We start from the raw sequence: 13,924 nt of genomic DNA, 5'->3' as shown, positions 1-13,924 counted from the left end.
AGGTGCGGATACACGCATCCGCTGGAGGCGCGCCGTGGAGTCGTCGGTGAGGGAACTGCTCCTGGTGATGCTGCTCGCGCTCGTCGGGCTGGGCATCGCCGGTGCCGTGGTGCTCTCGCCATGGCACGCGGCGCAGGCCGGTATCGTCGTCGAGGTGCATCCGCCGGCGCTGCCGTGAACCGGATGAGGACGAATGTGTGAACGCCCCGGAACCCGGCTCGTCCCCCCGGCGACTGCCCGGGTTCCGCTGATACTGCCGGAGTGCGCGCGATGTTGAGTCGGAGTTTCCTGGTCACGGCGGCCGTCCTGGCCACCGTGCTGATCGCGGGTGCGGCACCGGCCGCGGCCGCCGAACCAGACCTCGTCCGCGGCACGCAGTGGCAGCTGACCGACCTGGACCTGGCCGCGGTGCACCAGCGCGCGACCGGTGCGGGCATCGTCATCGCGGTGATCGACTCCGGTGTGGACCCGACGCATCCCGACCTCGCCGGCCAGGTGCTGCCCGGCGCCGATCCCGCGTCGAACGACGATGTGGACGGTCGCGGCACCGGTCTTGCCGGACTCATCGCAGGTCGCGGTCATGCACCGGCGGCCGTCCCGGCAGTCGCCGGCGCGTCGCCGTCACCGTCCGCGTCGGCCACGGCGTCGCCGTCACCGCAGCCGTCCGCGTCGGCCGCGCCCGCGGACGCGCGGCCGGCCGGGGTGCTGGGCATCGCGCCGGGCGCGAAGATCCTGCCGGTCGCGTTCGCGCCCGCGCCCGGGTCGAGCGGCGACCCGGACCTGCTGGCCGCGGCCGTGGACCGGGCCGTGGCGGGCGGCGCGCGGATCATCTGCGTCGGCCGGGGCGTCGCGCCGAGCGCCCGGCTGGAAGCGTCCGTGGACGCGGCCGTCAAGGCGGGGGTGCTGGTGATCGCCGCCGACGCCGACCGGGCCGGGTTGCCGTTCACGCCGTGGCCCGCGTCGTACGCGGGCGTGCTCAACGCCATCCCGGCCGACCGGACGGGGCAGGTGCCCGTCGCGCCGCTGAGCGGGCGGACCTCCGGCATCACCGCACCCGGCGTGGACCTGGTGACCACCGGCCCCGGTGCCGGCTACCGCATCGACGGCGGCGCCGCCTCGGCCGCCGTGCTCGCGGGCGCGGCGGCGGTGGTGTGGTCGGCGTACCCGCAGGCCAGCGCGGCGCAGGTGGTGCAGCGGCTGCGGGTGTCCGCCAGGGACCTGGGCGCGCCCGGCCCGGACAGCCGGTATGGCGCGGGCATGCTGGACCTGGCCGCGGCGCTGACCGTGACCCTGCCGGAGGACATGCCGCCGAGCCCGGCGCCGACCTCGGCCGCGCCGAGCCCCAGCGCCGTGCCGAGCGCTTCGCCGCTGCCGGTGGCGCTGGCCGACAGCCGCGACTGGCGACGCTGGCTGGTGGTGCTCCCGCTGCTGATGTTCCTCGGGGCACTGGCCGTCTGGGCGGCCCGCGCCGGTCGCGCCGCCGCCACCGCTCGCTGAATCCGCTTCGCTGAGCAGGAAGAGTGGCGAGTGCCCGCCATATCTCCTATCGTGTCGGTAGGTTATATAGGTTTTAGGCCGGGCTCCTCGCATGGTCCGGCAGGGCGCGCCCTAACTTGATCAGCGACAACGAGGAGGTACGGCCATGGGCATCGCGGTCGTGGTCGGTGGCGGTTGCAGCGGCGTGCTCGCCACCCGCGAGCTGCTGCGGACCGGCTGGCACGTGGTCATGGTCGATCCGGGCGCGCGCCCGGGCCGGGGCCTGGCCTACAGCACCGCCGCGCCGTGGCACCTGCTCAACTCGCCCGCCGCCGCGATGAGTGCCGACCCCGACGACCCCGACGACTTCCTGCGCTGGTGCCGGCTACGCGCCCCGCACACCGCGCCGGGCGACTTCGTGCCGCGCAGCTGGTACGGCGACTACCTCACCGAGGTGCTCCGCGAGGCGGACCGGACCGCGCAGGGCCGGCTGACCGTGCAGCGGGGCCGCGTGTCGCGCATCTTCGAGCCGAGCGCAGCGGGCGGGACGCTGACCGTGCTGCTCACCGACGACGTGGTGATCCCGGCCGACCAGGTCGTGCTGGCCCTGGGCCACCCGGCCCCGTCCGCGCCCGCCCGCCTGGACGCGGCCCTCGCCCGGAGCGGGGCGTACGTCGCCGACCCGTGGCGCCCCGGCGTGCTGGACAGCCTGCCCGACGGCCCGATCCTGCTCATCGGCACCGGGCTGACCGCGGTCGACGTGGCCCTGAGCCTGTCCCACGCGGGCCGCCACGACCTCACCGCGATCTCGCGGCACGGCCTGCTGCCCCAGCCCCATCTGCGCCCCGCCCCCGCCGTCCCGTCCGGCTCGGCCCCGGCCCGCGCGGCCGCCGAACCCGCCGGCTCGGCTCAGGCCAGGGCGGCCGACGCCGCATCGGCCGGGTCAGGGCCGCGCGGACCGGTCCCGGCCGGGCCCGCGAGCGCGCAGGCCGCGACCGTCGCGGCGCTCGGCGGGCTGCTGACGGCGGGCTCCCTGGCCGGGGTGGTCCGGTCGCTGCGGCGGATCGCGCAGCGGACCGGGCAGTGGCGGGCGGTGCTGGACGCCTTGCGGCCGCACTGGGACGCGCTGTGGCAGAGCCTGCCGGAGCCTGACCAGCGCCGCTTCCTGCGGCACCTGGCGCGCTACTGGGAGGTGCACCGGCACCGGATGGCGCCCGCGGTGGCCGACGAGATCGCGGGTCTGCGCGAGCGTGGCGAGCTGCGGGTGCGCGCTGCGGAGCTGTGCGGGCTGGAGGCCGTGGACGCGGGCGTCCGCGTGGTGCTGCGCGAGCGGCACGACGGCGCCATCACGGCGACCCGCTTCGCCGCGGTGATCAACTGTACCGGGCCGGGCCGGCTCGTCGAGTCCGATGCGCTGGTCCGGTCGCTGGTCGCCGAGGGCATGGCCCGTCCGGGGCCGTACCGGCTCGGCCTGGACACCGACCCGCACGGCGCGCTGCTGCGCCGCGACGGCTCGGCGCACCCGGCGCTGTGGACCCTCGGCCCGACACGCCGCGGCGTGCTCTGGGAGACCACCGCGGCCCCGGAGATCCGGGCCCAGGCGCGGGCGCTGGCCGAGGCGCTGGCCGGCGCGGCCGGTCGCGACCTCGCCCCCGTCGCCGAGTGCGTCGAGTCGTAGCCGCCCGAGTGGCCCCGGGCGTCTCACGGTGGACATCTCACAGCCGCGCGTGCGGACGCCCGCCTCGACAGCTTGCTAGGGTCGGCCTTGTGTCCACCGAGACCAACATCCAGATCCCGCGCACGGCGTACGAGGTCGAGCGGTTCACGCTCCCCAACGGTTTGCGCGTCGTGCTCAGTCCGGACCGCAGCGCACCGGTGATCGGTGTCGCGGTCGTCTACGACGTGGGCATCCGGTCGGAGCCCGAAGGGCGCACCGGCTTCGCCCACCTCTTCGAGCACCTGATGTTCCAGGGCTCGGCCAACCTGGAGAAGCTCGCCCACTTCCGGCACGTGCAGGGGGCGGGCGGCACCTTCAACGGCTCGACCCACCTGGACTACACCGACTACTTCGAGACGGTGCCGAGCAACGCGCTGGAGCGGATGCTCTTCCTGGAGGCCGACCGCATGCGCGGGCCGCGCCTGACCGAGGAGAACCTCAAGAACCAGATCGACGTGGTCAAGGAGGAGATCCGGGTCAACGTGCTGAACCGGCCGTACGGCGGGTTCCCGTGGCTGAAGCTGCCGCCGGTCATGTTCGACACGTTCCCCAACGCGCACGACGGCTACGGCTCGTTCAGCGACCTCGAAGCCGCGACCGTGGCCGACGCCGCCGAGTTCTTCGACAAGTACTACGCCTGCGGCAACGCGACGCTGTCGGTCTCCGGCGACTTCGACTCGGCGCACGCCCGGATGCTGATCGAGCGGCACTTCGGCGACGTGCCGTCGCGGCCCGCGCCGACGCTGGCCGACTTCGACGAGCCCGACCTGACCGCCGAGCGCCGCCAGTCCTACGTGGACCGGCTGGCCCCGCTGCCCGCCGTCGCGTCGGCGTGGCGGGTGCCGAACCCGGTCACCGACTTCGCCGGCTACCTGCCGTACGTCGTGCTGGCCGAGGTGCTCACCGACGGTGACGCGTCCCGGCTGGTGGAGCGGCTGGTGCTGAAGGACCGCACGGTCACCAGCGTCGGCGGCTACCTCGGCTTCATGGGCGAGCCGTTCGAGGTGCGCGACCCCACAGCGCTGCTGCTGCAGTCGCACCTGCCGCCCGGCGGCAGCGTGGACAAGGTGCTGGTCACCATCGACGAGGAGCTGGACCGGCTGGCCACCGACGGGCTGACCCCGGGCGAGCTGGCCCGCACCCAGGCCCGGATGGCCACGCACCTGCTGCGCGAGACGGACGCCGTGCTGGGCCGCGCGCTGCGGATGGCCGTGCTGGAGCTGCAGCGGGGCAACCCGGGCCTGCTCAACGACCTGCCGCACCTGATCGCGGAGGTGACCGAGGAGCAGATCCGGTCGGCCGCCGCCACCCTGCGCCCGCACCGCCGGGCTTCGATCGAGGTCGTGCCCGGAGGCAACCAGTGAGTGAGCGGAGCGAACGAACCATGATGTTCAGGGCGCAGGTCGCCGATGCGCGAAGCGAGGTGACGGCATGACCGCCCTCGCCCTGCCCGAGCTGGACGAGACCCGGCCGCTGTCGCTGCCGTTGCAGGCCGAGCGGACGCTGCCCAACGGCCTGACCATCCTGGCGATCCGGCGGCCGAGCGTGCCGCTGGCCGAGGTGCGGCTGCGGGTGCCGTTCGCCCGCACCGAGCTGGCCGAGGCCGCGGTGCTGGCGCAGACGCTGTTCTCCGGCACCAGCACGAAGACGACCGTCCAGATCGCCGCCGAGCTGCAGACCGTCGGCGGCGGCCTGGGCGCCGGGATCGACCCGGACCGGCTGCTGATCAGCGGCAACTCGCTGGTGTCCGGGCTGGACCGGCTGCTGGAGCTGCTGGCCGAGGTGCTCGACGACGCCGCGTACCCGGAGGGCGAGGTGGCGACGGAGTCTGAGCGCCTGGCCGACCGGATCCAGGTGGCGCAGAGCCAGCCCGCCCACCTGGCACGGGTGGCGCTGCTGAAGCGGATCTACCCGGGGCACCCGTACGCGGTGCAGACGCCGTCGGTGGAGGAGGTGCGCGCGGTGCGGCCGGAGGGGCTGCGCGCGCTGCACGCCCGCCGCCTGCACCCGGCCGGGGCGACCCTGGTGCTGGTCGGCGACCTCGACCCCGAGCAGGCCGTGGACACCGCGACCAAGCGCCTGGGCGCCTGGGACGGCCGGGGCGAGACCGCCGAGCTGCCGCCGATCCCGGCGCTGACGCCGGGGCCGCTGCTGCTGGTGGACCGGCCCGGCGCGGTGCAGTCGTCGCTGCGCATCGCGCTGCCGGCGGTGCCGCGCACGCACCCGGACCACGCGCCGCTGCAGCTCGCCAACATGATCTTCGGTGGTTACTTCTCCTCCCGCTGGGTGGAGAACATCCGCGAGGACAAGGGCTACACCTACGGGCCGCACTCGGTGCTGGAGCACTCGGTGGCGGGGTCCACGCTGACCGTCTCCGCCGAGGTGGCCACCGAGGTCACCGCACCGGCGCTGGTCGAGACGCTGTACGAGCTGGGCCGCATCGCGGCGCTGCCGGCGGCCGAGGCCGAGCTGGAGCAGGCGCGGCAGTACACGCTGGGCACGCTGCAGCTGGGCATGTCCACGCAGGCCGGGCTCGCCGGGCTGGCCAGCACGTACGCCGGGTTCGGGCTGCGCCTGGGCTACCTGGCCGACTACTCCGAGCGGCTGTCCGCGGCCACCCTGGAGGACGTGCACCGGGCCGCGGCGACGTACCTGGCGCCCGCCGTGGCGGCCCCGGTGATCCTCGGCGACGCGGAGAAGATCCGGGCCGCGGTCGCCGCGATCCTGCCGGTAGAGGTCGAGTCGAAGCCGTGACCGAACACGAGGCGGCCCGGTCGGATCTCGACCGGGCCGCGTTCCGCCGCGCCGATCCGCAGTGGCTCGCCGACGCGTGGCTGCGCGGCCGGGTCGTCGTGATCGGCGACGACGGCCGGGCGCTGATCCGCGACGACCGGCTGGTGCTGGTCGCCTCCGCCGAGGTGGGCGAGGAGGGCGCGGCCGGGGAGCCGCTCTTTCTCGGCGTCGACGCCGAGGGCACGCCGTACTTCGCGGTCAACCGGGCGCTGCCCGAGGTGCCCGGCGCCGAGCCGAAGCACCTGTGGGAGGTCGGCGCCGACCTGCCGCCCCGCGACGCCTCGCTGCTCACCCAGGCGCTGGCGCTGGTGCGGTGGCACCGCGATCACCTGTTCGCGCCGCGGACCGGCCGCCCGACCACCGTCGAGCAGGGCGGCTGGGTGCGCCGGGACAGCGAGGGCGAGCTGCACTTCCCGCGCACCGACCCGGCCGTGATCATGCTGGTGCACGACGGGGTGTCCGGACCGGACGGGCGCGCCCTGCTCGGCTCGAACGTGATCTGGGCGAAGGCGGAGCGGCGGCGCTACTCCACCCTGGCCGGTTTCGTGGAGGCGGGGGAGACCGCCGAGGAGGCGGTCGCCCGCGAGGTGTACGAGGAGGCGGGGGTCCGGGCCCGCGAGCCGCGCTACCTCGGCAGCCAGGCGTTCCCGTACCCCCGCTCGCTGATGCTGGGCTTCACCGCCACGGCCGACCCGGCCGAGGCGCCGATCCGCACCGATCCGGAGGAGCTGCTCGACGCGCGCTGGTTCACCCGCACCGAGATCGCCGCGGTCGTCGACGGCTCAGACGACTCCTTCACGCTGCCGAACCGGTCCTCCATCGCCTACCGGCTCGTCCTGCACTGGCTGCGCGAGCTCGCCTGACGGCGGGGTGAGCCGCCGCCCGGCCCACAGGTACGCCGCGGACACGGTCATCACCACCGACATCACGATCAGCAGCAGCCGGAAGTCGACCGCCTCGACCAGCAGCGCGCCGAACCCGATGGCCAGCGTCTGCGGCCCGCTGAGCATGGCGTCCATCGCGGCCGAGGTGCGCCCCATCAGCTCGCCGGGGGTCTTGCGCTGCATCAGCGTCATCCAGGCGACGATGATGTACGGCAGCCCGAACCCGGCCACGATCACGCTCGGAAACGCCAGCCACAGGTGCGGCGTGAGGCTGGCGACGAAGCACGGCACGAACAGGGCGATCCCGATGGCGACCGACGCGATCTCGCCGACCCGGCGGACCAGCCAGGCCGCGGTCAGCCCGCCCAGCAGCCCGCCGACGCCCTGCGCGCTGATCAGCACGCCCAGGAACGCGGGCGGCCGGTGCAGGCCCTCGTCCACGAAGGCGAAGAAGACCGACTCGCTGAAGCCGAACACCAGGATCGCGATGACGTTGCCGGTCAGCGTGCGCCGCATCGCCGGGTCGCCGGTCAGGTGGCGCAGGCCCGCGCCGACCTCGGTCAGCCAGTGCAGCTCGCTGGGCACGGGCTTGGCCTCGCGCACCTTGAGCATCGAGATCACCAGCGCGGCGATGAGAAAGCCGGCCATGCCCAGCGCGGCCAGGCCCCAGCCCCCGGTGCTCGCGTAGAGGCCCGCGCCCACCAGCGGCCCGGCCAGCCGCAGGCCCTGGCGCACCGTCTGCAGCGCGCCGTTCGCCTCGGCCAGCAGGTGCTCCGGGATGACCTCCTTTATCAGCCCGTTCAGGGAGGCGCTGACCAGGATGTACGACAGTCCGTAGCAGACCGCGACGGTGTACAGGATCCACAGGTCGCCGCGGTCGTGCACGGCCAGCAGGAGCGTCAGCATGACGGCGGAGCCGGCCAGCGTCGCGACCAGGAACGGGCGGCGGCGGAACCGGTCCACCACGTAGCCGAGCAGCGGCGCGAACATGATCGGCGCGACCACGGCCAGGATCGTCGCGCCGGCCAGGCCGTCGGAGCCGGTGAGGTCCTTGACCCAGATGGCCAGCGCCAGCACCAGCATCGACTCGGCGGTCATGCTGAAGAACAGGCCGGCGAACAACCAGCGGAAATCGGGCCGGCGCAGTACGGCGCGCATGGGGGTCCCTTCGGGGTGGTGGGGCAGGGGGTCAGCGGGCGGGGTGTGCCCAGGCGACGAGGCGGACGGGCCGCGATCCTTCCGGCCGCTGAGCGGGGTCGCCGAACCGCTCGCCGTACTTGTTGACGGTCATCGCCACGATCGCCGTCTCGATCTCGGCCAGCTCCTCGGCCGTCAGCCAGGCGATGTTCTGCACGGTGAAGCCCGCGTGCCGCCAGGGCTCGGGCTCGGCGAGCCGCTGCTCGTCCCACGCCTCGCGCAGCGCGAGCTCCTGGCTCAGCACCAGCGCGTTCAGCTCCGCCCCCACCCGCAGCAGCTCCGGGGAGTCGCCCGCAGAGCCCCACCGGTTGCCCACCGGCACCCAGCGCCACGGCCGATTGCGCCCGACCCCACCCTCCGCCTCCTCGATGTAACCCCACTTGGCCAGCTGCCGCAGATGCCACGAGCAGTTCGCCGGGCTCTCCCCGACCCGCTCGGCCAGCTCCGTAGCCGTAGCCGCCCCACCCAGCACAAGCTCGTTCACCAGCTTCAACCGCACCGGATGTGCCATAGCCCGCAACATCCGCGGATCCGTGATGTCCCGCATCGCCATCTCACTCACATCAAAAGCATCCTTTCGAAACACTCCTTTCGTCAACCCTCTTTCTTGGTTGATCATGAACTTGTGGACGTGTTCGACGGCGTGTCGCGACCCTGAGACCGTGATCAACCAGGGGAAAGGCGTGTCGGTGCCGGGGTGGGGCGGGTTCGGCGGCTTAGCCTGAGGGCTGGTCGCCCGACGGAGGTCCCCTTGCCGCGAGGATCCAGCCCGATCGTCCGCCGCCAGCGCCTCGGCGTGGAGCTGCGCCGCCTGCGTGAGACCACCGGTCTCACCGGGGAGCAGGTCGTCGAGCGGGTCGGCTGGGCGGCGAAGTCCAAGCTGTCGCGGCTGGAGAACGGCCGTAGCCGCCCCGACCTCGCCGACGTGCTGGACCTGCTCGACCTCTACCAGGTGCGCGGCCGCGACCGCGACCAGCTGGTCGCGATCGCCCGCGACGCCGGCAACACCCGCGGCTGGCTGCGGGCATATCCGGTGATGACCCAGCGCCAGCGGGGGTACGCCGAACTGGAGGCGGGCAGCGCGCGGATCCGGGAGTACGGCCTGGGCGTGGTGCCCGGCCTGCTGCAGACGCCGGACTACGCGCGGGTGCGCATCCTGTCGTCGTGGCCGCTGTCGGAGCAGGCGGGGCCGGTCGCGCCGGTGCCCGCCCAGCGGCCCGGCGCCGGTCCGGTGGCCGAGCCGCCCGCGCCGCAGGAGCCGGACACCGAGGTCGCGGCGCGGCTGGCCCGGCAGACCATCCTCACCCGCAGCCCGGATCCGCCGTGTTACGAGGCGGTCCTCGACGAGCAGGCGCTGACCGGCCGGGGCGCCCCGGACGACGTACGCGCCGGGCAGCTGGCGCATCTTGCCGCGCTGGCATCGTTACCCAACGTGACGATCAGAGTACTGCTGCGCGACGCGCCGGTCGCCCAGCACTTCGTACCGTATACGGGATTTTCTATCTATCACTTTCCCGACCCGGAGGACCCGGAGACTGTCGCGGTGGAGACACTGGCTCGTGAGCTGGTGCTCACCGACCGCAACAGCGTCGAGCGGTATGCGCGCGTGTTCGGCTGGCTCAGCGAGGCCGCGCTCGACCCGGTCCGATCGCGATCGTGGATCAGCTCCCTGGTCGGCTGATCCATCCGCAGATAAACTACGCTCCGTCACCCGTTCGGGCGGTGCTGCTCGACGATCGTCGCGTCTTGCTTGATTCCAGCTCGGGAAATGCACAAGCATGACATCAGCCGAATGTGGAACTTCCACCCATGGACCCACATTCGACCTCCGCCCTAGCAGGCAGTGACGGAGCAGCGCATGCGGTACCTGATCGTTCGCACCGAGGTACGACCCTTCGCGCCCGAGGAAGTGGTCGCGTCGTTCCTCGACGAGTCACCGCTGCGCGACGAGACCAGCAGTCCCGAGCAGCGACGGCAGGTGGCCGAGGCCGACACCCTCGACGCCGCGCTCCAGCTCGCCCGCGCCCTGGCCTCCGTGGGCGCCGTGCGCTCCGGCCGCCAGCGCGTCAAGGTCGTCCGCCTCGACGCCCCCCGCTGGCCCAGCTGACCCGCTCCGGATACGCCCCGAAACGCGCGGGCGCGGACGCGGGGGTGTCAGACGGGGTCGGCGGCCGTCGCCGCGATGGCGGCGAGGCGCTCCTTGACCTGGATGATGCTGGGGTTGGTGAGCGCGGAGCCGTCGGCGAAGCGCAGCGTGGGGACGGTCTGGTTGCCGCCGTTCACGCCCATCACGAACTCGGCCGCGTTCGGGTCCTGCTCGATGTCGATCACGGTGTAGCCGATGCCCTCGCGGTCGAGCTGGCTGCGCAGCCGGTGGCAGTAACCACACCACGTGGTCGAGTACATGGTCAGCATGACGATCCTCGGGTCGGGGGAGCGGGGGCTCCGGGGGACTCTACCGCTGGCAACATCCACAACACCTGGGATGATTCCCTGTTGTGACCCGAAACGCCGCCTCCGACACGGCCTCGCAGGTGCTCGCCGGCCTGGACGAGGAGCAGCGGGCGGCGGTCGTCGCCCCGGCGGGGCCGGTCTGCATCCTGGCCGGCGCGGGCACCGGCAAGACCCGGGCGATCACCCACCGGATCGCGCACCGCGTGGTCACCGGCCAGATCCAGCCCAGGCACGTGCTCGCGGTCACCTTCACCGCACGGGCCGCCGCCCAGCTGCGCGAGCGGCTGGCCGCGCTGGGCGCGCACGGGGTGCAGGCCCGCACGTTCCACGCCGCGGCGCTGCGCCAGCTGCGCTACTTCGCGCCGCGGCTGCTGCGCGGCCGGGAGATGCCGGAGCTGGTCGAGAGCAAGGCGCGGCTGGTGACGCTCGCCGCCGCCAAGGCCGGTGTCCGGGCCGACCGCACCGGCGCGCGCGACCTCGCCGCCGAGATCGAGTGGTCCAAGTCGTCACTGGTGGAGCCGGGGGAGTACATCGTCGCCGCGGCGAAGGCCGGTCGCGAGACCCCGCTCGAAGCCGCCCAGGTCGCCGCCGTGTACACCGCGTACGAGCAGATCAAACGGCACCAGGGTGTGATCGACTTCGAGGACCTGCTGCGCGCCATGTGCTGGGGCATCGAGGAGCACTCCGACGTCGCCGAGCAGGTCCGCGCGCAGTACCGGCACTTCGTCGTCGACGAGTACCAGGACGTCAACCCGCTGCAGCAGCGGCTGCTGGAGGCGTGGACCGGCGGCCGCCGCGACCTCACCGTGGTCGGCGACGCGGCGCAGACCATCTACTCGTTCACCGGCGCGACCTCGGCATACCTGGTGGACTTCGCCCGCACCCACCGCGACGCCACCGTGGTCCGGCTGGTGCGCGACTACCGGTCCACGCCGCAGGTGGTGGGGCTGGCCAACGCGGTCATCCGGCACGCGAAGGGCAGCGAGTCCCGGCTGCGGCTGGACCTGGTCGGCCAGCACCCGCCCGGCCCGGAGCCCGACGTCCGGGTCTTCGCCGACGAGGCGGCCGAGGCGAGCGCGGTGGCCCGGCGCTGCGCCGAGCTGATCGCCGCGGGCACCCCGGCGGCCGGGATCGCCGTGCTCTACCGGGCCAATGCCCAGTCGGAGACCTACGAGGAGGCGCTGGCCGAGGCCGGCGTGCCGTACGTGCTGCGCGGCGGTGAGCGTTTCTTCGAGCGGGTGGAGATCCGCCAGGCGATGGCCGCCCTGCGCGGCGCCGCCCGCACCGGCGCCGAGGCCGAGCCCGACTCCGGCGCGGGGCCGGGCGGCCGGGAGCGGGACGATCTCGCCGGGACGGTCAGCGCCGTGCTCACCGGCCTGGGCTGGCAGCCCGAGCGCCCGCCCGGCGGCGGCGCCGCCCGCGAGCGCTGGGAGGCGCTGGCCGCGCTGGTGCGCCTGGCCGTGGAGTTCCGCCCCGAGCCGGGCGCCGAGGGCGGGCTGGCCGGGTTCGCCGCCGAGCTGGCCCGGCGCGCCCACGCCCAGCACGCGCCCGCCGTGGCCGGGGTGACGCTGGCCAGCCTGCACTCCGCCAAGGGCCTGGAGTGGGACGCGGTGTTCCTGGTCGGGCTGGTCGAGGGCACCCTGCCCACGGCGTACGCCCGCAGCGCCGACGCGCTGGAGGAGGAGCGGCGGCTGCTGTACGTCGGCGTCACCCGCGCCCGCCGCCTGCTCTGGCTGAGCTACGGCGAGGCCCGCTCGCCCGGCGGCCGGGCCCGGCGGCCGTGCCGGTTCCTGCAGGGGGTGCTGCCCGGCTTCGGCGGCCACGTCACCCAGCCACGCGCCGAACGGCCGGCGGCCGCCGCACCCCGGGTGCCCCGCCAGACGGTGATCGTCAGCTGCCGGGTGTGCGGGGCGACCCTGCTCGCCGGGCCGGAACGCAAGCTCGGCCGGTGCACCGGCTGCCCGTCCTCGCTGGACGAGGAGCTGCTGGAACGGCTGCGCGACTGGCGCGCCCGGGTGGCCGCGCGGGCGAGCGTCCCGTCGTACGTCGTCTTCACCGACGCGACGCTGACCGCGCTGGCCGAGCGTCAGCCTTCCGACAGATCCGGCCTGGTCCAGATCGCCGGCATCGGGCCGCGCAAGCTGGAGCTGTATGGCGAGGCCGTACTCGCCCTGCTGAACGGTGCCGCGGTGGACGATCTGGCACCGGAGGAAGCCCGGTCCAAAGATCTTCAAAAAGATTTGGCAACAGAGCCGTAAAACCGTTTGCGCGCTCCCGCCCGGGAGGAATAACCTTCGGTCACACCTTCAAGGGCGGGCATCAGTGCTGCTCCTGAGCGGTGATTCACGTTCTGTAACGACGAGGGCAACACAGGAGAGGAGGCGAGTCCCATGGAGATCATGTTCATCACCCCGAACGCTGCCATGCCGGCGCTCGCCGCTGCCTGCGCGCCGTCGGTCGCCGTCTCGCCGAGGAACCGTGCCGTCATCGGTGGTCACGCCACCCGTGGCTTCGCGGCCGGCTCGGCCGTCACCGGTCTGCTGCCGGTGGCCCAGCTGCCCGTCCTGCGACAGCTGGCCTGGAACCCGACCCCGATCAAGGCGGCCGCACCCGCGGGCGCCGAGACCCTGAAGAGCACCACCCCCAGCACCATCAGCACCACCCTGGCCTACCGGAACCAGGAGTCCACGGGCGTCAAGCTCGATGGATTCGGCGGTGTTCCACCTCGAGGTAAACCAAAGGTCTAACCAGACCATCGGCTCACCTCGAGGCCGCGGAACCCGTACCGGGATCCGCGGCCTCTGTTATTTCCACCCCCATGGAAAGCCGATCCACGAGATCGAGACGAAAGGAAGGTGACCGGAAGATGAGTCTGGCGTTGGCCCCAGCCCTCGACTTCAGCGTCGAGCTGGGTGCGGAGCTGCCCTGCCGGAAGTTCGACCCGGACCTGTGGTTCTCGGACGCTCCCGCGGAGCTTGAGCTGGCGAAGTCGCTCTGCGGCGAGTGCCCGCTCAAGGCCGAGTGCCTCTCGGGGGCACTGGAGCGCGAGGAGCCCTGGGGCGTCTGGGGTGGCGAGATCTTCGAGCGTGGTGCGGTCGTGGCGCGCAAGCGTCCGCGTGGCCGTCCGCGTAAGGACGACCTCGCTCGCGAGGCGGCCCTGGTGGCCGAGACCGAGGCGCGTGTCGCCGCGGTCACCGCTCGCGAGTCGGTCCGGCTCGCCGCCTGAGCAACTCCGCAACACCCAAACCAGCCGCCTGCCGGCTAAGTCACAACTCGAGAACCGGAGACAAGGAAATGAGAAGCGACATGAGCGACATCTATATGATCCACGAAGTCATGAGCCGGGCCCGAATGCTTGAGCCTCAGACCATCCCCTCTGAGGCTTCCCGTTCCGCCCGCCAGA

At 73.3% G+C, this 13,924-nt stretch carries 14 protein-coding genes; 11 read left to right on the top strand and 3 right to left on the bottom strand.

The genetic code is table 11. The features are described from left to right. Positions 1-46 precede the first annotated feature (46 nt). The 6 genes from AB0J67_RS09100 to nudC all read left to right on the top strand — a co-directional run bounded on the left by AB0J67_RS09100 (position 47) and on the right by nudC (position 6,849). Entirely contained in the window at positions 47-178 is a 132-nt protein-coding gene (locus AB0J67_RS09100) for a hypothetical protein (protein WP_363478435.1), read from the top strand. Between the two features lie 92 nt (positions 179-270). Further along, the gene (locus tag AB0J67_RS09095; protein WP_363478433.1) at positions 271-1,497 is read left to right on the top strand and encodes a S8 family serine peptidase; all 1,227 of its coding nucleotides are present in this window, start codon (positions 271-273) and stop codon (positions 1,495-1,497) included. Positions 1,498-1,642: 145 nt separating this feature from the next. Beyond that, positions 1,643-3,154 carry an FAD/NAD(P)-binding protein gene (locus AB0J67_RS09090; protein WP_363478430.1) on the top strand — a complete coding sequence of 504 codons (1,512 nt, stop codon included), beginning with the start codon at positions 1,643-1,645 and terminating at the stop codon, positions 3,152-3,154. An 89-nt stretch (positions 3,155-3,243) separates the two neighbouring features. Then, a complete protein-coding gene (locus AB0J67_RS09085; protein WP_363478428.1) occupies positions 3,244-4,557 on the top strand; it encodes a pitrilysin family protein in 1,314 nt (437 codons plus the stop codon). A 67-nt stretch (positions 4,558-4,624) separates the two neighbouring features. Then, a complete protein-coding gene (locus AB0J67_RS09080; RefSeq protein ID WP_363478425.1) occupies positions 4,625-5,947 on the top strand; it encodes a pitrilysin family protein in 1,323 nt (440 codons plus the stop codon). Then, a complete protein-coding gene (nudC, locus tag AB0J67_RS09075; RefSeq protein WP_363478422.1) occupies positions 5,944-6,849 on the top strand; it encodes an NAD(+) diphosphatase in 906 nt (301 codons plus the stop codon). Before AB0J67_RS09080 ends, nudC begins: the two co-directional genes overlap by 4 nt. On the opposite strand, the gene AB0J67_RS09070 is transcribed toward nudC, so the two are convergent. After that, positions 6,769-8,028, bottom strand: a complete 1,260-nt coding sequence (locus AB0J67_RS09070) for an MFS transporter (protein ID WP_363478419.1) — start codon at positions 8,026-8,028, stop codon at positions 6,769-6,771. The two genes, nudC and AB0J67_RS09070, sit on opposite strands and share 81 nt — an antisense overlap. A 31-nt stretch (positions 8,029-8,059) precedes the next feature. Beyond that, positions 8,060-8,578, bottom strand: coding sequence for a winged helix-turn-helix domain-containing protein (locus tag AB0J67_RS09065; protein ID WP_363478416.1), 519 nt, complete (start codon positions 8,576-8,578; stop codon positions 8,060-8,062). A 240-nt stretch (positions 8,579-8,818) separates the two neighbouring features. On the opposite strand from AB0J67_RS09065, the gene AB0J67_RS09060 reads away from it, so the two are divergent. Next, positions 8,819-9,748, top strand: a complete 930-nt coding sequence (locus AB0J67_RS09060) for a helix-turn-helix transcriptional regulator (protein ID WP_363478413.1) — start codon at positions 8,819-8,821, stop codon at positions 9,746-9,748. A 177-nt stretch (positions 9,749-9,925) separates the two neighbouring features. Then, the gene (locus AB0J67_RS09055; RefSeq protein WP_203742973.1) at positions 9,926-10,174 is read left to right on the top strand and encodes a hypothetical protein; all 249 of its coding nucleotides are present in this window, start codon (positions 9,926-9,928) and stop codon (positions 10,172-10,174) included. Between the two features lie 47 nt (positions 10,175-10,221). Here AB0J67_RS09055 and AB0J67_RS09050 read toward each other — a convergent pair whose 3' ends face one another. Continuing rightward, positions 10,222-10,482 carry a mycoredoxin gene (locus AB0J67_RS09050; protein WP_363478409.1) on the bottom strand — a complete coding sequence of 87 codons (261 nt, stop codon included), beginning with the start codon at positions 10,480-10,482 and terminating at the stop codon, positions 10,222-10,224. Between the two features lie 83 nt (positions 10,483-10,565). Between AB0J67_RS09050 and AB0J67_RS09045 the strand changes: the two genes are divergently transcribed. The 3 genes from AB0J67_RS09045 to AB0J67_RS09035 all read left to right on the top strand — a co-directional run bounded on the left by AB0J67_RS09045 (position 10,566) and on the right by AB0J67_RS09035 (position 13,747). After that, positions 10,566-12,779 carry an ATP-dependent DNA helicase UvrD2 gene (locus tag AB0J67_RS09045; RefSeq protein ID WP_363478406.1) on the top strand — a complete coding sequence of 738 codons (2,214 nt, stop codon included), beginning with the start codon at positions 10,566-10,568 and terminating at the stop codon, positions 12,777-12,779. Positions 12,780-12,911: 132 nt separating this feature from the next. Continuing rightward, positions 12,912-13,268: a hypothetical protein gene (locus tag AB0J67_RS09040; protein ID WP_363478403.1), complete on the top strand. Its 357-nt coding sequence runs from the start codon at positions 12,912-12,914 to the stop codon at positions 13,266-13,268. 119 nt (positions 13,269-13,387) lie between these two features. Next, a complete protein-coding gene (locus AB0J67_RS09035) occupies positions 13,388-13,747 on the top strand; it encodes a WhiB family transcriptional regulator (protein WP_363478400.1) in 360 nt (119 codons plus the stop codon). Positions 13,748-13,924: the final 177 nt, after the last annotated feature.

The organism is Catellatospora sp. NPDC049609, assembly GCF_040675365.1.
Classification (GTDB): Bacteria; Actinomycetota; Actinomycetes; order Mycobacteriales; family Micromonosporaceae; genus Catellatospora.
Note: the sequence above shows the minus strand (reverse complement) of the source record. Positions and strands in the feature narration are given on the sequence as shown.